The organism is Streptomyces sp. Edi4 (assembly GCF_040253615.1).
In the GTDB taxonomy this organism is placed as follows: domain Bacteria; phylum Actinomycetota; class Actinomycetes; order Streptomycetales; family Streptomycetaceae; genus Streptomyces.
Map to the genome: position 1 here is coordinate 6528038 of NZ_JBEJGY010000004.1, position 20420 is coordinate 6548457.

The 20420-nt window shown below is 72.7% G+C and carries 15 protein-coding genes; 9 read left to right on the top strand and 6 right to left on the bottom strand.

From position 1 onward, the window contains the following. Positions 1-64 precede the first annotated feature (64 nt). A complete protein-coding gene (asnB, locus tag ABR738_RS31390; protein ID WP_350233309.1) occupies positions 65-1906 on the top strand; it encodes an asparagine synthase (glutamine-hydrolyzing) in 1842 nt (613 codons plus the stop codon). A gap of 83 nt (positions 1907-1989) precedes the next feature. On the opposite strand, the gene ABR738_RS31395 is transcribed toward asnB, so the two are convergent. Further along, the gene (locus tag ABR738_RS31395) at positions 1990-2472 is read right to left on the bottom strand and encodes a DUF456 domain-containing protein (protein WP_350233310.1); all 483 of its coding nucleotides are present in this window, start codon (positions 2470-2472) and stop codon (positions 1990-1992) included. 87 nt (positions 2473-2559) lie between these two features. After that, positions 2560-3540: a helix-turn-helix domain-containing protein gene (locus ABR738_RS31400; protein ID WP_350233311.1), complete on the bottom strand. Its 981-nt coding sequence runs from the start codon at positions 3538-3540 to the stop codon at positions 2560-2562. A 258-nt stretch (positions 3541-3798) separates the two neighbouring features. Here ABR738_RS31400 and ABR738_RS31405 point away from each other — a divergent pair, with 258 nt between their 5' ends. From ABR738_RS31405 to ABR738_RS31420, 4 genes are all read left to right on the top strand, one after another. After that, a complete protein-coding gene (locus tag ABR738_RS31405; protein ID WP_350233312.1) occupies positions 3799-5253 on the top strand; it encodes a protein phosphatase 2C domain-containing protein in 1455 nt (484 codons plus the stop codon). A gap of 27 nt (positions 5254-5280) precedes the next feature. After that, complete coding sequence (locus ABR738_RS31410) at positions 5281-7023, top strand: pyruvate dehydrogenase (RefSeq protein WP_350233313.1); 1743 nt, start codon at positions 5281-5283, stop codon at positions 7021-7023. A gap of 131 nt (positions 7024-7154) precedes the next feature. Continuing rightward, positions 7155-9101: a serine/threonine protein kinase gene (locus ABR738_RS31415; protein WP_350233314.1), complete on the top strand. Its 1947-nt coding sequence runs from the start codon at positions 7155-7157 to the stop codon at positions 9099-9101. A 1053-nt stretch (positions 9102-10154) separates the two neighbouring features. Beyond that, complete coding sequence (locus ABR738_RS31420) at positions 10155-10502, top strand: ATP-binding protein (protein WP_502964173.1); 348 nt, start codon at positions 10155-10157, stop codon at positions 10500-10502. 114 nt (positions 10503-10616) lie between these two features. Here ABR738_RS31420 and ABR738_RS31425 read toward each other — a convergent pair whose 3' ends face one another. Both ABR738_RS31425 and ABR738_RS31430 read right to left on the bottom strand, forming a co-directional pair. Beyond that, complete coding sequence (locus ABR738_RS31425; protein ID WP_350233316.1) at positions 10617-11675, bottom strand: DUF2637 domain-containing protein; 1059 nt, start codon at positions 11673-11675, stop codon at positions 10617-10619. Positions 11676-11868: 193 nt separating this feature from the next. Further along, positions 11869-12717, bottom strand: a complete 849-nt coding sequence (locus ABR738_RS31430) for a (2Fe-2S)-binding protein (RefSeq protein ID WP_350233317.1) — start codon at positions 12715-12717, stop codon at positions 11869-11871. 123 nt (positions 12718-12840) lie between these two features. Between ABR738_RS31430 and ABR738_RS31435 the strand changes: the two genes are divergently transcribed. After that, entirely contained in the window at positions 12841-13602 is a 762-nt protein-coding gene (locus ABR738_RS31435; protein ID WP_350234820.1) for a GntR family transcriptional regulator, read from the top strand. Between the two features lie 76 nt (positions 13603-13678). On the opposite strand, the gene ABR738_RS31440 is transcribed toward ABR738_RS31435, so the two are convergent. Both ABR738_RS31440 and ABR738_RS31445 read right to left on the bottom strand, forming a co-directional pair. After that, a complete protein-coding gene (locus ABR738_RS31440) occupies positions 13679-14452 on the bottom strand; it encodes a hypothetical protein (RefSeq protein ID WP_350234821.1) in 774 nt (257 codons plus the stop codon). Positions 14453-14594: 142 nt separating this feature from the next. Continuing rightward, positions 14595-16265 (bottom strand): PucR family transcriptional regulator, encoded by a 1671-nt coding sequence (locus ABR738_RS31445; protein ID WP_350233318.1) that lies wholly within the window; start codon positions 16263-16265, stop codon positions 14595-14597. Positions 16266-16525: 260 nt separating this feature from the next. Between ABR738_RS31445 and ABR738_RS31450 the strand changes: the two genes are divergently transcribed. The 3 genes from ABR738_RS31450 to ABR738_RS31460 are packed head-to-tail and all read left to right on the top strand — an operon-like array spanning position 16526 to position 20408. Then, positions 16526-17419 (top strand): FAD binding domain-containing protein, encoded by an 894-nt coding sequence (locus tag ABR738_RS31450; protein WP_350233319.1) that lies wholly within the window; start codon positions 16526-16528, stop codon positions 17417-17419. 2 nt (positions 17420-17421) lie between these two features. Next, entirely contained in the window at positions 17422-18015 is a 594-nt protein-coding gene (locus ABR738_RS31455) for a (2Fe-2S)-binding protein (protein WP_350233320.1), read from the top strand. A 2-nt stretch (positions 18016-18017) separates the two neighbouring features. After that, a complete protein-coding gene (locus ABR738_RS31460) occupies positions 18018-20408 on the top strand; it encodes a xanthine dehydrogenase family protein molybdopterin-binding subunit (protein WP_350233321.1) in 2391 nt (796 codons plus the stop codon). The last annotated feature ends 12 nt before the right edge of the window (positions 20409-20420 follow it).

A 20420-nucleotide genomic window follows, 5' to 3' on the forward strand; every position in this document is an offset into this window, starting at 1 on the left:
TACATCCGCTTGGGCGGGCGGTACGTCCCCCCTCCGGTCCTGGCGGCGAAGCGGGAGGCACCCCATGTGTGGCATCACCGGCTGGATCTCCTTCGACCGTGACCTACGCGCCGAGCGGGACACCCTGGACGCGATGACCGAGACGATGGACTGCCGCGGGCCCGACGACCGCGGCGTCTGGGCCTCGGGACCGGCCGCCCTCGGCCACCGCAGGCTCGCGATCATCGACCTTCCGGGCGGACGCCAGCCCATGACCGTCGAAGCCGGCGGCAAGGCCGTTGCCCTCGTCTACTCGGGCGAGGCGTACAACTTCACCGAACTGCGGGCCGAACTTGCCGCGCGCGGACACCGGTTCACCACCGAATCCGACACCGAGGTCGTCCTGCACGGCTACCTCGAATGGGGCGAGGCCGTCGCGGAACGCCTCAACGGCATGTACGCCTTCGCCCTCTGGGACGAGCGCGTCCAGCGCCTGGTCATGATCCGCGACCGGATGGGCATCAAGCCCTTCTACTACTACGAGACCCCCGACGGCGTGCTCTTCGGCTCCGAGCCCAAGGCGATCCTCGCCAACCCGCTGGTCCGCCGCTCCGTGTCGCTCGACGGCCTGCGCGAGCTGTTCACCATGGTCAAGACGCCCGGCCACGCCGTGTGGGACGGCATGCGGGAGGTCGTGCCCGGCACCGTCGTCACCGTCGACCGCACGGGCCTGCGCACCCGCACCTACTGGTCGCTCGACACCCGCGCGCACGACGACGACCGCGACACCAGCATCGCCCACGTCCGCGAACTCCTCGACGACATCGTCCGGCGCCAGCTCGTCGCCGACGTACCGCGCTGCATGCTGCTCTCCGGCGGCCTCGACTCCTCCTCGCTCACCGCCATCGCCGCCCGTCAGCTCGGCGAAGTGGGCCAGCGGGTGCGCAGCTTCGCGGTCGACTTCGTCGGCCAGACCGAGAACTTCGTCGCCGACGAGCTGCGGGCCACCCCCGACACCCCCTTCGTCCACGACGTGGCCCGGGGCTCGGGCACCATCCACCAGGACATCGTTCTGGACGCCCAGGCGCTCGCCGACCCCGAGGTGCGCGCCAAAGTCATCCGCGCCCGGGACATCCCCATGGGCTTCGGTGACATGGACGCCTCGCTGTACCTGCTGTTCAAGGCGATCCGCGAGCACTCCACGGTCGCCCTGTCCGGCGAGTCCGCCGACGAGGTCTTCGGCGGCTACAAGCAGTTCTTCGACGAGGAGGCCCGCGCCGCCGACACCTTCCCCTGGCTCGTCAAGTTCGCCGAGCAGTTCGGCGACGACGCGGGCCTGCTGCGCCCGGACCTCGCCGCCACCCTGAACGTCCCCGCCTACATCAAGGACTCCTACGACACCGCCGTCGCGGCCGTCCAACGCCTGGACGGGGAGAGCGACTTCGAGTACCGGATGCGCCGGATCTGCCATCTGCACCTGACCCGTTTCGTGCGCGTCCTGCTCGACCGCAAGGACCGCGCGAGCATGGCCGTCGGGCTCGAAGTGCGGGTGCCGTTCTGCGACCACCGGCTCGTGGAGTACGTCTACAACGCGCCCTGGTCGGTGAAGTCCTTCGACGGCCGCGAGAAGAGCCTGCTGCGCGAGGCGGCCAGGGACGTCCTGCCGAAGTCGGTGTACGACCGGGTCAAGAGCCCCTACCCCTCCACCCAGGATCCCAAGTACGCCACCGCGCTCCAGGCCCACGCCAAGGACCTGCTCGCCCGGCCCTCCCATCCCGTCTTCGACCTCATCGACCGGGACGGACTGCGCCGCGCCGCCGACGTGAGCGCCCCGCAGATCCACCAGGCCTCGCGCCGGGGCCTGGAGCGCGCCCTCGACCTCGCGATCTGGCTCGATCTGTACAAGCCGGAGATCAAGACGGCTTAGCGCCCGGCCGGGGCCGGGCGGTCCGCACGTCACCCTCCGGTCCCGGCCGCCGCGCCGCCCGGCCCCGAAGCGGCACCCCACCCTCAGCCCCGGACCACCGCTCCCAGCCACGCCCCGACGACGAGCAGACAGGCGTAGAGCTCGGCCATCACCGAGTAGCCGCCGGCGCGCAGGATCGTACGGGCCGAGGCCCAGCCGTCCCCGCGACTGCCCAGCCGCACCCGCTCCGCGCCGTACAGTCCGCCGAGGAACCCGGCGATCCCGCCCACCACCGGCAGCACGAAGAAGCCCGCGACGCATGCCGCGCCCGCCACGAGGACCGACCGTCTGGACACGCCGGCCGCCTTGAAGCGGCGGGGCGGCAGGAAGGGGCGCAGCGCCTGGTTCAGGAGGAGGACGCCGGTGGCGCACGCCAGTACGGTCCAGGCGAGTCCGGTCGCGTCGTCCAGCGCCCACCACGCCACGGCGGCCCACACGATCGCCTGCCCGGGGACGCCGGGGACCAGCACGCCGCCCAGGCCCAGCAGGATCACCGTGCCGACCGCGAGGAGCTGCCACACGCCCATCTGCCCAGGGTGCCGGAACCGGCACGCCCGCGCAGTGCGGGCCGTCCCGCCCTCGACGTGCCGTGACCGCCCTCTGGCCCAGCGTGATCAGCGGGCCACCCAGCCCCGCTCGTAGGCGTGCCAGCCGAGCTGGAGCCTCGTCGTCACACCGGTGAGTTCCATCAGGCCCTTGACCCGGCGCTGCACGGTCCGCAGGCCGAGGTCCAGCTGCTTGGCGGCGCTCGCGTCCGTCATCCCGGCGAGCAGCAGCGACAGGATCTCCAGGTCGGTCGCGTCGGGACCCGGAACCGACTCGACGACGCCGCGCCCTCCGGCGCCGAGCCGCAGCGGCACCGCGTCCCGCCACACCGCGTCGAACAGGCCCATCAGCGCTGCGAGCAGCCCGCTCGCGTGCACCACCAGCGCCGCCGGCTCCGCGTCCCCGCCGGTCAACGGCACCATGGCCAGAGCGCGGTCCGCGACCACGAGCTCCGACGGCACCCGCTCCACGGTACGCACCTGCTCGTCGCGGCCCAGCGCGGCGGACAGTTCGGCGACGCTGGCGGGCAGCGCGAGCACCTGGCGCTCGGCCACCACCCGGTGGCGGACCCCTGGGTTCGAGGCCGCGTCCTTGGACCCGCCGTCCAGCCCGTCGGCCGCGAACGGCCCGCCCGCCACCAGCGCGCACACCTCGTGGGTCGCACCCAGCCGCACCTGGTGGAAGCGGTGGGCGACCGCGCTCGCGCCGGTCACCACCTCCACCAGATCGTGCACGGCCGGCTCGGCCGCGTCCGCCCGGTACTCCGTGGCCAGCAGCGCCGCCGCCAGCTCGGCCCGGTCCAACTCGTGGCGCTGCCGGGTGAGAAGGGCGCTGAGGGCGACCCCGGGCGGGGCCGCGACCCACCGACCGGTCCGGGCGGAGGACCGGGCGGCGAGGCCCTGGCGCTCCAGGCGGCGCAGCGCGCGCTCCGTCTCGCTCTCGGGCAGCGTCAGCCGGTGCGCGAGGTCACTCACCTCGGCCGCTCCCACCGCGACCAACGCGCGGTACGCCGACTCCTGCGTCTCGTCGAGACCTATCGCTCCCAGCACCCGGACCGCCTCTCTCACCTGCGCGACAGCGGGAAACCGCCCCGGCGCGAACCCGCCGCGCACATCATCGCCGTATCGCGCGCCGCGCTGCCAACGCGCGTACGCCGGGGCCGGCCAGCCCGTGTGCGGCGCCGGGCCCCGCTCCCCCCGAGGCGGAGGCGCACGGGGGTCATTTCTGGGGCGTCACGGCACTTGTCCGTTGAGCACATTTTCCCGATGCCCCGGTTTCGGCTGCCTCCTCCGGTGGACAATAAGGGCATGAGCCAGCAGGGGGAGAGGCCGACCCGGGACGACGACTGGTGGAGCCGGCTGTACGACGAGCCGCCCCAGGACATCGGTGCCACCGGCTCGGACGAAAGCCTGGACGACCGGTTCGACTCGGCGTCGCAAGCGGTGAGTTGGCCGCCCCCGGCGCCGCCCGGGCCCCCGAAGGGAGAGGCCGCGCAGACCCGGACCCCGAAGAGGGAGGCCGCGCCGACCCCCGTCCCGGGCACGCGAGCCGAGCGGAACGCGACCCCGGGCACGGGGGCAGCGCAGGCCCAGGGCCCGGGGACGACGCCAGTCCAGGCCCCGGCTCCCGGGGTGGATGTTCAGCCCCTGACCCCAGAGGAAGAGCGCCCCGTCAAGACTCCCGAAGGGACGCCCGGCGAAACCCCCGCCCCGCCCCGGACCGCCCCCGACGAGCAGTTCGACCCTCCTCGCGCCGCCGTGCCCGCGCCGTTCACGACGGTGCCAGGGCCCCGTGCCGGGTATGTGGGGGACGGGCCGCCCACCTATGAGGCCGAGCCCACCGCGCTGCCCGGCGCCCGCCCCGACGGCCTCGACGAGCTCGTCGCGGACACCGTGCTCGACGGCGCCCGCTACGGCGCCTACGTCCTGCGGGCCGGCTCCTCGCGGGGCGACTCCGCGCGCTACCGGGGCGAGCCGCGCCGCGACGCCCTGCTCACCGCCCGCTTCGGCACCGGCGAGAACGCCCTGGTCCTGGTCGCGGTGGGCAGCGGCGCGCGCACCAGCGAGCGGGCCCACCTGGCGGCCGCCGACGCCTGCCACTGGATCGGCGGCGCCATCGGCCGCAGCCACCTCCGCCTCGCCGAGGACATCCGCGCGGGCCGGCGCGGCGACCTCAAGTCGGGACTGCACCGGCTCATCGACCGCAGCTACGGGATGCTGCGGGCCCGCGCGGGAGAGCTGGGCCTGCCACCGGGGGAGTACACGGCGAGCCTGCGGTGTCTGCTGCTCTCCGCCGACCCCGCCTGCCGCACCCGGGTCTTCTTCGGCATCGGGCACGGCGGTCTGTTCCGGTTGCGCGGGGGAGTCTGGCAGGACATCGAGCCCGCCGTGCCCGAGCCGGGCGCCGTCGTCGGGGCGCCGGTGGTGGGGTTCGGGTCGGCGCCCGCCGAGTCCCCGGCGGAGCAGAGCCTGACCATGGACCTCGGCACCGTCGAGCCGGCCCGCCCCTACATCGAACCGCCCGCGCCCCCAGGCGAACCGTTCCGCTTCCGGGCCTCCGTGGCCCGCCCGGGTGACACGCTCCTGCTGTGCAGTACCGGCCTCGCCGAACCCCTGCGCGGCGAGAGCGCTCTCGCCGGGGAACTGGCCGAACGCTGGGCGGGCCCCGAGCCGCCGGGCCTCGCCGCCTTCCTCGCCGACCTTCAGCTCAGGGTGAAGGGTTACGCCGACGACCGTACGGCCGCCGCGGTCTGGGAGGCGTGATGGCGAAGGCCATGGGTTGATGGACCCATGGCCAAGCAGAACGTCGCAGAGCAGTTCGTCGACATCCTCGCGCGCGCGGGCGTCAAGCGGCTGTACGGAGTCGTCGGTGACAGTCTCAACCCCGTCGTCGACGCCATCCGCCGCACCCCCGGCATCGACTGGATCCAGGTCAGGCACGAGGAGACCGCCGCGTTCGCGGCCGGCGCCGAGGCCCAGCTCACCGGGGGGCCGGCCGCGTGCGCGGGGTCGTGCGGCCCGGGCAACCTGCACCTCATCAACGGCCTCTACGACGCGCACCGCTCGATGGCCCCGGTCCTCGCCCTCGCCTCGCAGATCCCGTCGTCGGAGATCGGCCTCGGCTACTTCCAGGAGACCCACCCCGACCAGCTGTTCCGGGAGTGCTCCCACTACAGCGAGTTGATCTCAAGCCCGCAGCAGATGCCACGCGTACTCCAGACGGCGATCCAGCACGCGATCGGCCGGGGCGGCGTGAGCGTCCTCGCGCTGCCCGGCGACATCGCCTCCGCCCCCGCCCCCGACAAGGCCATCGACCACGCCCTGATGACGTCCCGGCCCACGGTCCGGCCCGGGGACGGCGAGATCGACAGACTCGCCGCCCTCATCGACAAGGCCAAGCGCGTCACCCTGTTCTGCGGCAGCGGCACCGCCGGCGCGCACGCGGAGGTCATGGAGTTCGCCGAGCGGATCAAGGCGCCCGTCGGGCACGCGCTGCGCGGCAAGGAGTGGATCCAGTACGACAACCCCTACGACGTCGGCATGAGCGGCCTGCTCGGGTACGGCGCCGCCTACGAGGCGACCCACGCGTGCGACCTGCTCATCCTGCTCGGCACCGACTTCCCGTACAACGCCTTCCTGCCCGACGACGTCAAGATCGTCCAGGTCGACGTACGCCCCGAACACCTCGGCCGGCGCTCGAAGCTGGAGCTCGCGGTGTGGGGGGACGTGAAGGAGACGCTGCGCTGTCTGACGCCCCGGGTCAAGGTCAAGACGGACCGCAAGTTCCTCGACAGGATGCTCAAGAAACACGCCGACGCGCTGGAGGGCGTCGTCAAGGCGTACACCCGCAAGGTGGACAAGCACGTCCCGATCCATCCCGAGTACGTCGCCTCCGTCCTGGACGAACTCGCCGCCGAAGACGCCGTGTTCACCGTCGACACCGGTATGTGCAACGTCTGGGCGGCCCGCTACATCTCGCCCAACGGCAGGCGCCGGATCATCGGTTCGTTCAGCCACGGCTCGATGGCCAACGCCCTGCCGCAGGCCATCGGCGCCCAGTTCACCGACCGTGGCCGCCAGGTGATCTCGATGTCGGGCGACGGCGGCTTCTCGATGCTGATGGGCGACTTCCTGACACTCGTCCAGTACGACCTGCCCGTGAAGATCGTGCTCTTCAACAACTCCTCGCTCGGCATGGTCGAGCTGGAGATGCTGGTCGCGGGCCTTCCCTCGTACGGGACGACCAACCACAACCCGGACTTCGCGGCCATCGCCCGCGCGGCCGGGGCGTACGGGGTGCGGGTGGAGAAGCCCAAGCAGCTCGGGAGCGCTCTCAAGGACGCGTTCCGGCACAAGGGGCCCGCGCTGATCGACATCGTCACCGACCCGAACGCGCTCTCCATCCCGCCGAAGATCAGCGCCGAGATGGTCTCGGGCTTCGCCCTGTCGGCCAGCAAGATCGTCCTGGATGGCGGGGTGGGGCGCATGCTCCAGATGGCCCGCTCCAACCTGCGCAACGTACCCAGGCCTTAGAAGCGGGGTCCCTCGGCGAACCACGCGCCCGCCCCGCGCGTCCTCACCTTCACCCGGTGCCCCAACACCGTTTACGCTCAACCGGGTTACGCCGATGACCAGGCGAGAAGGGCCGGGGGATTCACACCATCATGAGTGGTACCGACGGGGAGAAGAACGGCGGGACGGACGACTATGTCGAGGGGGGCATCAAGCCCCTCGCGGTGAGCGATCCGGCGCGCATCGGGCCGTATCTGCTGCTGGGCCGGCTCGGCGCCGGCGGCATGGGGCGGGTGTTTTTGGCGCGTTCGGACAGCGGGCGCACCGTCGCCGTCAAGGTCGTACACGAAGAGCACGTGTCGGACGAGCACTTCCGGGCGCGCTTCCGGCGGGAGATCGAGGCGGCGCGCAAGGTCGGCGAGCGGTACACGGCGCCGGTGCTCGACGCGGGTCCCGACGACGAGCCGCCATGGGTCGCCACGGGGTACGTCCCCGGGCTCTCGCTCGAACAGATCGTGCGACGGCACGGGCCGCTGCCGGCCGCGTCCCTGCACGCCCTCGCCGAGGGGCTGTTGAAGGCGCTCAAGGACATCCACGGCGTGGGGATCGTGCACCGCGACCTCAAGCCGTCCAACGTCATGCTCACCGTGGACGGCACCAAGGTCATCGACTTCGGGATCGCGCGGGCGCTTGAGACGTCCGTGGAGTCCCTGCTGACCAGTACGGGGATGGCGGTCGGCTCGCCCGGCTTCATGTCGCCCGAGCAGGTGCGCGGCCAGAGCGCCGGAGCCAAGAGCGATGTGTTCACCCTCGGGTGCGTGCTGACCTACGCCGCGACCGGGCAGCTGCCGTTCGGGCACGGGGCCAGCAATCAGCACGCCGTGATGTTCCAGATCGTCGAGGGCGAGCCCGACCTTGCGGGCGTCCAGGACGAGGCGCTGCGGGCGCTCATCGCCCGGTGCCTGGCCAAGGACATCGACCAACGACCCGGCGTGGACGAGCTGTTGGCGGACCCCGAGCGCACGCGTCCGCGTTCGGCGCGGGGTGCCTGGCTGCCCGCTGCGGTCGTCGCGCGGCTGGCGCAGCAGTCCGCGCGGCTGCTCGACGCCGAGGCGAAGCCGCTGCGGGAGCGGCCCGTGGACCGGGCGACCATCGGTCTGCGGCCCGGAGCCGGTCCCGGCGCGGGCGTCATCGAGGGGGAAGCCGTCACCTTGCGCGAGCGCGAGCGGGGACGGGAAGGGGAACGGGAACAGCGGCCTCGTCGCCGGCGCCGGCTGATCGTGCTGCCGGTCATCGCCGTGCTTGCGGTGGGCGGCGGCACGATCGCGGTGATCGCGCCCTTCGCGAGCGACAGCGGGAGCGGGGCGCACGCCGACGCCCCGGCCGCGAGCGCCAGCACCGGTGGGAGCGCGGGCCCGAGCGCCAGTGCCGGAGCGGGCCCGTCGGGCAGCAACTCGCCCAGTGCGCCCGGGGGTTCGCCCTCGCCTTCGGCGTCCGACAAGGACAAGGGTGACGCGAAGGGTCAGGACGGCAGGGCGGGCGACGGCGGGGTGAACGCCCCGGCGAACGGCGGGGTCTCGGCGCCCCCGGCCGGCGGCGCCGGAGGCGGAGGCGGCGGTCCGGCGAAAAGCGGTGGCGCGGGCGCCGGCGGGGGATCGGGGTCCTCGGGATCATCCAGTTCGTCCGGCGGGTCGGCTTCGTCCGGCGGGTCCGCTTCGTCCGGTGGTTCAGGGTCCGGCGGGTCGGGGCCCGGTGGTTCGGGGTCCTCCGGCGACAGCAAGCCGCCATCGGGCTCCCCGCCGCCGGACCTGAAGGCGTACCAGCTCAAGTACAACAACTCCTGCGTCGGCGCGTGTTCGATGCCGTTCACCGCGAGCTGGACGCCGCTGTCCGAGGCGACCAGGTACGACATCCACTTCACCAACAAGGGCAGCAACTTCACCAAGAAGAACGTCGACACCATCTACTCCACGGGCGGCAGCAGCTACGTCGTCAACGGCCCCTACTCCGGCGACGAGATCTGCGTCTCGGTGCGCGCGGCCAACAAATTCGGCGCTTCCGCCTGGGCGGAGACGTGGTGCGGCACGGTGCCCTACTGAGCCGGCCCGGCCGTTCGGGGGGCGACGGGCCGGTCCGTCCGCTCACGTACTCGCCAGTACGTCTCGCGTGTCCCGTGCGTACCCGGGGGGTGGCGCTCCGGGCGGGATGTCGTGGGACCGATGCGGGGGGCCGCCTTCGCGGACGGCGACGAACGGCCTACGGAAGGCTGTACGCGCCCGGTGCGGCACGGCGGCCCCCGTCTGCGAGCCCCGGCGTCCCGTGGCGCCCGCACCGCTCGGTGCCGGGTACGCCACAAGACGTAGCCGCGAGGGACGGATCGGCGCAGGCCGACCGGTCGGTGCGTCTGCGTGCGGAGCGACCCCAAGTGGTGGGGAAGTCAAGGGAGTTGGCGGCGGATCATGCGGGGCGGCCCCGGTCCGCGCCCCGCCGCCGCTGCCAAGGGGATATGCCGGACGCGGGGGAGGGGTCGCCCTCGGGCCGACACCCGCGCGGTCGTCGAGCGGACCGCGCGTGGGCGAGCGCGGCACCGATCCGGCGAAACCGGGGCCGACCGACGCATCGGCCCTCCGCCACGGCCGGGCACCGCGGGTCGGCCCGCTGGATCCGCAGCCGGCTCACCGGCCCGGACGCGTACCGCCCTCCAGCGGCTCGAATGGCGCCGTCAACGGGCTGGGCGCGGCCCGTCGTCCGGCGCGCCCGGGCCCGTCGCCTTGTCCGGCGCATGCCGAACGGCAGGAGTGAGCCGACTGGGCGGCGGGGTCGCGCGGGGCGCATGAACGGGCGCACGGCCCGCTCGCGCGGGCCGCGCGCCGGAGCCCGACCACCCGGTGGCGCGCCTCCGTTGGGGGCCGGCCCTCGGCATTCTCTTTGGGTTGCCGCGGAATCACCATGAGTGACCAGGCCGAGGCGGGGCATGCATCCCGTGTGCGTGTTCGAGGGAGGAAGGTCGTCACACCGTGCAGGTGGGGGCTATGACAGGGCATCAGGCAGGGTTCGGGTCCGCGGGGGCCGGGCCCGCCCGGACACCTGATGCGCAGCAGGGGGACCAGCGCCTGCTGTGCAGGAGAGTGGGGCACGCGGATCTAACGGCGGTGGCGGAAATACGCCGCGCACTCAGGGAACTTCTGCGCTCCTCGCGGCATTCGCGAGCGGCGGACGTGGCGGAGCTGCTGACCAGTGAGCTGGTCACCAACGCCCTCGTGCACACGGACCGGGGCGCCGTGGTGACGGTGACGGTCGGGGAGACGGGGCTGCGCGTGGAGGTACGGGACTTCGCGACCGACCTGCCGACCCCGCGCCGGCCGACGTCCGACGACGGGACGCACGGCAGGGGCCTGGTCCTTGTCGAGGCGCTGGCGGACGCGTGGGGCGTGGACGAACACGAACGGGGAAAGATCGTCTGGTTCGAACTGGGCGACGGCGCGCCGCCGAGGTACTAGCCGCCTCGCCCCGGCGCCCCGCCCAGGCGAGCGGCCGGGGCGATGGCGCGCCGCCGACGGGGCGATGGGGGGGCGACGACAGGTCGACGGCGTGTCGACGACGGGGCGACGCGGTCAGCCGAACTGCTGCTCAAGGTCCTTCAGTTTGCGCTCCAGGGAGTCGAGCCGGGGCAACGCCTGGGTGTCGTCCTCGGCGGTGAGGTCCACGGTCCTCGCGGCCGGGGCATCAGGGCTCCCGACGGCCTGGAGGGAGGGCCGGGTGCGCTGCGGCAGTTGTCCCGGCTCCGCCTCGGCCGGCTCCGCGGCAGCCTTGGGCTGCGCGGAGCCGGGCCCCGGACCGAGCCCCTGGACACCGATCTGACGGCCGCCCCTGCCGCGCCCCCAGGCCCGGTTCTGCCGGCTGAGCGCCTTGAGGTGCGCCCGGTCCAGCTTCTCCTGATCACGCCTGCGGAGCTTGTTCTCCTCCTTGGCGCGCTTGTCCTCGCGTACCTCGTCGACCGCCTCGTCCAGGGTGCGTACGCCTTCGAGGAGCATCAGCGACCAGGCGCCGAAGGTCTCCCTCGGGGCGCGCAGCCACCGCACGATCCGGATCTGCGGCAACGGCCTTGGCACCAGGCCCTGTTCGCGCAGTGCCGCCCGGCGCGTCTGTTTCAGGGCGCGGTCGAAGAGCACGGCGGCCGAGAGCGACATCCCGGCGAAGAACTGCGGGGCGCCCGCGTGGGCCATGCCGCGCGGGGCGTGCACCCAGTTGAACCAGGCCGCCGCGCCCGCGAACGTCCACACGAGCAGGCGTGAGCCGAGCGCCGCGTCACCGTGGCTCGCCTCGCGCACCGCGAGCACGGAACAGAACATGGCCGCGCCGTCGAGGCCGAAGGGGACCAGGTACTCCCAGCCGTCCGTCAGATTGAGGTTCTGCCGGCCGAAGCCGACCAGACCGTGGAAGGAGAGCGCGGCCGCCACCGCCGCGCAGCAGAACAGGAGCACATAGGAGGCGGTGCCGTACACCGCCTCCTTCCTTCTGCGGCGCTCCTCACTGCGCTCCCACGAGTCGTCGCCGGTGGCGTTGTCACCGGCGCGCTTGCCGCGAGCGAGCACTACCAGAGCCACGACGACCCCCACGATCATCACGCCGCCCGGAAGCAGCCAGTCAAGCGATATGTCGGTCAGTCGCATGCGGTGTCCCTTGCATCGCGTAGGGCGTATCGGCCGCCATACTGCTCCAGCCGCGCGGGGCGGCAGGGGTTTTCGGGGCAAGAGGACGCCAACGGAGTGCGAGGGCAGCCTAATAGGGGCCATGAGCCCGAACTACCGTGCGGGGGAGGCGAGTTGCGTTCGACCGTTGCTCACCCGTACGGGTGGCATGGAGTCAGGAAGCGGCGCTGAGCTTCGCCACGCGGTCGGCGTCGCAGGTGCGCGGGCACGTGACGCAGGTGTCCTCGGGGCGCACGGTGTAGAAGAGGCAGCAGCTCGCCCGGTCGCGGGTCGGCAGCCGGCGCCCGTCGGGCCCGGTCAGGTCGCGAAAGCCCGGGGTGCCCACATACGGCTTCTCGGTGCCGGGCAGCAGCGCGTCGAGCGCCGCCATCGCGCGCGTCTCCTCGCCGAGCAGCGAGCCGACGTACCAGAGCCCTTCGACGATCTCGTCCGTCGCCATGCCCCACAGGGCCCGCCTGCCCCGCCGCATGCGCGGCCCGAACCCGTCGAGCACCGGGCCCAGATGCTCGGCCACCGAGGTCCGCACCGCGCCTCGCAGTGCCTCCTCGTCCGCGACGACCCGGGCGCCGGGAAGGGCGGCCGCCGGGTCGTCGGGGAGGCAGGCGAACTCCCGCACCCGCACCGTCATCCGGCCAAGGGCCCGGTGGTGGGCCACGTCGGCGACCGGGATCCGGGGCACCCGGCGGCTCAGGAACCAGGGCACGGTCACAAGCAGGCAGGCCGGCCAGGCGTAGCGGTGGAAGCCGAAGGAGGCGATGACATCGGGGCGGGCCTGGTGTCCGTAGTCCCGCAGGACCTGGGCGTTGTCCCAGGCCAAGAAAGTGTCCAGGGCCGCGCCGCCCTCCGCGAGCTGCGCCGCGCCGACCCAGCCCGCGCCTCGCGGCGCCTGCTCCGATCGCGCCAGCTCCCTGATCCTCAGTGAGGGGAACACCTCGGCGAGGCGGGCGTAGGCGTCCGCGACGGGGCTCGGCAGCGGGCGGGGCAGCAAGGTGGAGACGGTCATACGGGACCACCGAATCACGATCGTTGGCAGGTAAGCCTTACCTTAGCGGATGTGTGCGATGTTTGAACTCGCGCTTTGTCCGCCTATGGTCTGTGGGGGCAGACGGAGCCGTGGGAGGCCGGGGTGGAGCAGGGCAGAGCGCGCGAGGCGGCCGTGCCGCCGTCCGGGTCACCCCGCGTCCCCGGGCAGGCGAAGGCCCCGGGCGCGCGCGCCGGCGACCCGCGCGGCGAGCACCTCCACGGTGGACCGCCCGCGTCCCGCTCCGTCCACCGCCATTCGGTACGCGGCCAGATCCTGGCCGCCCTGCGCACCGCCCTGGTCGACGGCGAGCTCGCCCCCGGCGAGGTGTACTCGGCGCCGGCGCTCGGCGAACGGTTCGGGGTCTCCGCCACCCCCGTGCGCGAGGCGATGCAGCAGCTCAGCATCGAGGGCGCCGTCGAGGTCGTGCCGAACCGGGGCTTTCGGGTCACCGAGCGCAGCGCGCGCGAGCTGGCGGAGCTCGCCGAGGTGCGGGCCATGATCGAGGTGCCCGTCATGCTGCGGCTGGCCCGCACGGTCCCGGCGCGGCGCTGGGCCGAGCTGCGCCCCCTGGCCGAGGCCACCATCGAGGCGGCGGCCACCGGCGACCGCGCGGGCTACGCCGAACGCGACCGCGCCTTCCACCGGGCCGTCCTCGCGCTCGCGGGCAACGAGCAGCTGGTGCAGGTGGCCGACGATCTGCACCGGCGCGCCCAGTGGCCGCTGACCGCCGCGCCGGTGGCGCGCCGCGGCGACCTGGTGGCCGACGCGGCCGAACACCAGGCACTCCTGGACGCCCTGTGCGCCCAGAACCTGCCGGTCGTCCAGGCGCTGGTGCGCGAGCACTTCACCGGCTCAACCCTCTGAGCCCCGCCGACGTGCGCGTCTGACACAGCGTCAATGTGCGGCCTGACGCTTCGTCACCTTGCCGTCCGACCTGGTGTCAGGTCGCCGGCGACGGGGGAGGTACCGCGCCCAGGTGGGTCACTAACCAGGTGGGCACGCCCAGGAGGCGTACGAGACGGGCGGCTTCCGTGCGCAGCCGGGTGGAGACCGGCTCCTCCTCGGTGTCGGCGAGGGAGGCGAGCGCGGGCGCCGTGCCGATGAGGTATCCCAGCTCCTCGCGGATCCGCAGGGACTCGGTGAAACCCTGCCGGGCCTGCGCCAACTCCCCCTCGCGCAGGGCGAGTCCGGCCAGATGGCGCCAGGTGAAGGAGAGCAGCAGCAAGTCGCCGTGGGCGGCGGCGCCCTCGTGGGCGCGGCGGTAGGCGGCGCGGGCGGCCTGCGGCGCGTCGGCCACGTTCTCCGCGAACAGCCCGCGCCGGAAGTCGAGCAGGGGCCGGCCGGAGCCCTCGGGCGCGGTCAGCGCCGCCGCCCGGCCGAACGCCGAGCGCGCCTCGTCTGCCCGGTCGCGCACCCCGAACAGGGTTGAGGCGTACGCGAGATAGCCGCGTTCGCAGGCGGCGGCGCCGCGCTCCTCGTCGCTGCGGGCGACGGCCTCGGCGCCGCGCAGCGCCTCGTCGGCCTCCGCCCAGCCCGACTCGGTGTACACACACCGCTCGGTCAGCAGGGCGGTGCGCTGGAGCGCGCCCGCCGGGGCCGTGGCGTGGGGTTCGAGCAGCGCGGCCGCGTCCGTCCAGCAGCCGCGCGAGCGCAGCCGCCACACCGCGGTCTGGAGCGGATCCCCGTCATGAGCAGTCGTTCCGGAACCAGACATGGCGGTGTGCGCCACGTTGCCCTCCCCGAGCGCGCCATCGAGCCGATGAGTCGATGCCGCATCTCAGCATGGAATGGCGCGCCGGGCCAAGGGGGGTGCGTGAATGAGTTCACAAACTTCCGGGAGTGGCCGGAGCCGACCGTCAGCTCATCCGCAACGCCAGGAAGAAGTCCAGCTTGTCCTCCAGACGCGACAGGTCACGGGCCGTCAACTGCTCGATCCTGCCCACCCGGTAGCGCAACGTGTTGACGTGCAGATGCAGCCGCGTCGCACACCGCGTCCACGACCCGTCGCAGTCCAGGAAGGCCTCCAGGGTCGGGATCAGCTCGGCGCGGTGGCGCCGGTCGTAGTCGCGCAGCGGGTCGAGCAGGCGCGCGGTGAAGGCGCGCCGCACGTCGTCCGGCACGAACGGCAGCAGCAGCACGTGCGAGGCCAGCTCGTGGTGGCCGGCCGCGCACACCCGGCCCGGGCGGGCCGCGGCGACCCGGCGCGCGTGCCGGGCCTCCTCCAGGGCGCCGCGCAGCCCCTCGGCGGAGTGCACGGCGGCGCTGACGCCCAGGGTCAGGCGGCCGTCGTCGGCGAGGCCCGCGGCGAGCGGCGCGCGCACCGCGTTCAGCAGCGCGTCGGCGTGCAGGCCGCCCTCGGCGCTCTCGCCGGTGACCGGCGGCAGCGGGACGAGCGCGATCGCCTCGTCACCCGCGTGGGCCACGGCGATCCGGTCAAGGGACTCGGGTCCCACGACGGCGGGGTCGACCAGGATCTCCTCGAGGAGCGACTGGGCGACCGGGCCGCCGGCGATCTCCGCGCCTGCTTCGCGCTCCCAGTCCACCCGGGCCACCACGACCTGCCAGTGCGGGGCCGAGCCGAGGCCGGGCAGCAGCACGGGGGCCGCGACCCGCAGCCGGGCGGCGATCTCGGCCGGCGCGGCGCCGGTCTGCACCAGCTCAAGGACCTCCTGGGCCAGGCGGCGGCGGACCGCGCGCGCCGCGTCGCGCCGGTCGCGCTCGACGGCGATCAGCTGGGTGACGCCCTGGAGGAGGTCGAGCCGGGCGGCCGGCCAGTCGCTCGCGTCGGCCTCGACGGCGAGCAGCCAGTCCGAAAGCACGCTCTCGCGCACGTCCCGGGAGGCGGGGGCGGGTCCCCGGGCGTTGTTGCGGATCGGGAAGAGCGAGTAGGTCACCCCGTCGATGGCGGCCCGGTGCGGGCCCCGGCGGCCGGTACGGGTGGCGCCCAGGTGCTCCGCGGCCAGCGCGGCGCCGAGCGCGGGGGCCAGCGGGTCGCCGACGCCCGCGATCTGGCGGCCGGTGGGAGAAAGCACCCAGGCCCGCAGATCGAGGTCGGAGCCGAGCAGATCGAGGACCACCTCGGGGCCGCCGCCTGCCGGACCCGAGGTCATCAGCCTGCGGTGGCGGTCCACCACAGCCGCCAGGTCGCCGGCGCGCTCGCCGGAGACCTGGCGTACGACGTGCTCGGTGATGGTTGCGAACGCGACCGACTCATGGACCGCGAAGAGCGGCAGCCGATGGCGAGAACAAGCCAACACAAGATCATCGGGAATGGCTCCGAGTTCGGCCTCGCCGGCCGCGAGGCCCGCCACGCCCGCGCCCGCGAGGATGCGTACGAATGGCTCGGAATCTTCGGCGTCGCGTCGCCAGGCGAGACCGGTCAGAACCAGCTCACCGCCCGTCAGGTAGCGACTGGGATCCCGCAGGTCCGTGGTCATGACCCCCCGCACCGTGCGGTCCAGCTCGTCCTCGCCGCCGAGCAGCCGCAGCCCCAGCGCGTCGGTTTCCAGAAGTGCGCGCAGCCGCATCGCGTGTCGCCGCCGATCTGTCTTGATGTTGCCGTTGGAAAGCGGTGAGGTAACGGAACACCGCCTTTCATACGAATCTACAAGACGTGGGTGGAGACCAGCCAACTCCTTCATGGTTTCAGTGACTGCACCCCGGCGCCGCACGGCTTGTGTACTGAGGCCACACCGCGTTAACAGCACATGAACGACTGAGATGTCGAGGGCCTGCCGTCACCGGGACCCGCGCGAATGACCCCGATTTGAGAAGAAGAGAGCCACTCATGGACTTCCTTCGCCCCGCCAGCTGGGAGGAGGCGCTCGCCGCCAAGGCAGAGCACCCCACCGCTGTGCCCATTGCGGGTGGCACCGACGTGATGGTCGAGATCAACTTTGACCACCGCCGGCCCGAGTACCTCCTGGACCTGAACCGCATCGGTGAGCTGGCCCAGTGGGAGACCGGTGAGGAGAGTGTCCGGCTCGGCCCCTCCGTCCCGTACACGAAGATCATGGAGAACCTGCGGGCGGAGCTGCCGGGCCTCGCGCTCGCCTCGCACACGGTCGCCTCCCCGCAGATCCGCAACCGGGGCGGCGTCGGCGGCAACCTCGGCTGCGCCTCGCCGGCCGGTGACGCCCACCCCGCGCTGCTGTCCTCCGGCGCCGACGTCGAGGTCGAGTCGCAGGCGCGCGGCGTCCGGCTCATCCCCATCGACGAGTTCTACAAGGGCGTCAAGCGCAACGCGCTGGAGGCGGACGAGCTGATCAAGGCCGTCCACATCCCCAGGGCGGACGGCCCCCAGCAGTTCTCCAAGGTCGGCACCCGCAACGCCATGGTCATCGCCGTCTGCGCCTTCGGGCTCGCGCTGCACCCCGAGACGCGCACGGTCCGCACCGGCATCGGCTCGGCCGCCCCGACCCCCATTCGGGCGAAGGCGGCCGAGGAATTCCTGAACGCGGCGCTCGAAGAGGGCGGGTTCTGGGAGAGCGGAAAGATCATCACCCCCTCGATCGCCAAGCAGTTCGCCCAGCTCGCCTCGGGCGCCTGCAACCCGATCGACGACGTCCGGGGGACGGCGAACTACCGCCGTCACGCCGTCGGCGTCATGGCCCGTCGCACGCTGACGTGGACCTGGGAGTCGTACCGCGGCAACGGCCGCACCCTTGAAGGAGCTGCATAACCATGCGCGTCAATTTCACGGTCAATGGCCGTAAGCAGGAGGCCGACGACGTGTGGGAGGGCGAGAGCCTTCTGTACGTCCTGCGCGAGCGCATGGGGCTTCCCGGTTCGAAGAACGCCTGCGAGCAGGGCGAGTGCGGCTCCTGCACGGTGCGCCTCGACGGCGTGCCGGTGTGTTCCTGTCTGGTCGCGGCCGGTCAGGTCGAGGGCCGCGAGGTCGTCACCGTGGAGGGCCTGGCCGACTACGCCGCCCACCGCACCGACGCCCACCCCGGCGGCGGCTGCGCCTCCGGCGCCTGCGGCACCTCCATCGACGCCGCCAAGCAGTGGCAGGCCAGGCCCCAGGACGGCCGGACCGGAGAGGCGGGCACGCTCTCCCCGATCCAGCAGGCCTTCATCGACGCCGGCGCCGTGCAGTGCGGTTTCTGCACCCCCGGTCTCCTGGTGGCCGCCGACGAGCTCCTGGAGCGCAACGCCGAGCCGTCCGACGCGGACATCCGCGAAGCGCTCTCGGGCAACCTGTGCCGCTGCACCGGTTACGAGAAGATCCTGGACGCGGTCCGTCTGGCCGCGGTCCGTCAGGGAGAGGCGGTCTGATCATGGCTGGTACCACCACGGGCATCCCGAGGAACGTCACCCAGGGCGCGACCAAGGGCGGCATCGGCGAATCCACGCTGCGCCCCGACGGCACGCTGAAGGTCACCGGCGAGTTCGCCTACTCCTCGGACATGTGGCACGAGGACATGCTGTGGGGGCAGGCCCTGCGGTCCACCGTCGCGCACGCCGAGATCGTGTCCATCGACACCTCCGAGGCGCTGGCGATGGACGGCGTGTACGCCGTCCTGACCCACGAGGACCTGCCGGCCGCCAAGAACTACGGCATGGAGTTCCAGGACACCCCCGTCCTCGCCTACGGCAAGGTGCGCCACCACGGCGAGCCGGTGGCCCTCGTGGCCGCCGACCACCCGGAGACCGCGCGCCGCGCCGCCGCCAAGATCAAAATCGAGTACCGCGAGCTGCCGCTCATCACCGACGAGGCCTCGGCGACCGCCCCGGACGCGATCCTGGTCCACGAGAACCGCAACGACCACCACGCGGGCCACGTCCCGCACCCCAACATCGTCCACCGCCAGCCGATCATCCGCGGCAACGCCGCCGAGGCGGCCAGGCGCGCCGACGTCATCGTCAAGGGCGAGTACACCTTCGGCATGCAGGACCAGGCGTTCCTCGGCCCCGAGTCCGGCCTCGCGGTGCCCGCAGAGGACGGCGGCATCGACCTGTACGTCGCCACCCAGTGGCTGCACTCCGACCTCAAGCAGATCGCCCCCTGCCTCGGCCTGCCCGAGGAGAAGGTGCGCATGACGATGGCCGGCGTCGGCGGCGCGTTCGGCGGCCGCGAGGACATCTCGATGCAGATCCTCGCCTCGGTGCTCGCCCTGCGCACCAACAAGCCGGTCAAGATGGTCTACAACCGGTACGAGTCCTTCTTCGGCCACGTCCACCGCCACCCCGCGAAGCTCTACTACGAGCACGGGGCCACCAAGGACGGCAAGATCACGCACATGAAGTGCAAGATCGTGCTCGACGGCGGCGCCTACGCCTCGTCCACGGCCTCGGTCGTCGGCAACGCCTCGTCCCTCTCGGTCGGCCCCTACGTCATCAATGACGTGGACATCGAGGCGATCGGCCTCTACAGCAACAACCCGCCCTGCGGCGCCATGCGCGGCTTCGGCGCGGTCCAGGCCTGTTTCGCCTACGAGGCCCAGATGGACAAGCTCGCGGCGGAGCTGGGCATGGACCCGGTGGAGTTCCGCCAGCTCAACGCCATGGAGCAGGGCACCATCATGCCGACGGGCCAGCGGGTCGACTCGCCCGCCCCCGTCGCCGAACTGCTGCGCCGCGTCAAGGCCCGTCCGATGCCGCCCGAGCAGCAGTGGCTCGCGGCCGGCGAGCAGGCCGACGTCCGCGCGCTGCCCGGCGGTCTGTCCAACACCACGCACGGCGAGGGTGTCGTACGCGGCGTCGGCTACGCGGTCGGCATCAAGAACGTCGGCTTCTCCGAGGGCTTCGACGACTACTCGACCGCCAGGATCCGCATGGAGGTCATCAACGGCGAGGCCGTCGCGACCGTCCACACCGCCATGGCGGAGGTCGGCCAGGGCGGCGTCACCATCCACGCCCAGATCGCCCGGACCGAGCTCGGCGTCACGCAGGTCACCATCCACCCCGCCAACACCCAGGTGGGATCGGCCGGTTCGACCTCCGCGGGCCGCCAGACGTACATGACCGGCGGCGCCATCAAGAACTCCTGCGAGATCGTCCGCGAGAAGGTCCTGGAGATCGGCCGGCGCAAGTTCGGCTCCTACCACCCGGCGTGGGCCAACGCCGAACTCCTGCTGGAGGGCGGCAAGGTTGTCACCGACGGCGGCGAAGTCCTCACCACCCTCGTGGAGGTCCTCGAGGACGAGGTCGTGGAGGTGGAGGAGGAGTGGCGCCACCGCCCCACCGAGGCCTTCGACCTCGTCACCGGCCAGGGCAACGGCCATGTGCAGTACGCCTTCGCCGCGCACCGCGCGGTGGTGGAGGTCGACACGGAGCTCGGTCTGGTCAAGGTGGTCGAGCTGGCCTGCGCCCAGGACGTCGGCAAGGCGGTCAACCCGCTCTCCGTGGTCGGCCAGATCCAGGGCGGCACCACCCAGGGCCTGGGCGTCGCGGTGATGGAAGAGATCATCGTCGACCCGAAGACCGCGAAGGTGCGCAACCCCTCCTTCACGGACTACCTGCTCCCCACCATCCTCGACACGCCGACCATCCCGGTCGACTACCTCGAACTCGCCGACCCGAACGCGCCGTACGGCGTGCGCGGCATCGGTGAGGCGCCGACCCTCTCGTCCACCCCGGCCGTCCTCGCGGCGATCCGGAACGCGACGGGCCTTGAGCTCACCAAGACCCCGGTCCGCCCCGAGCACCTGACGGGCACCGGAGCCTGACCCCCTGGGGGA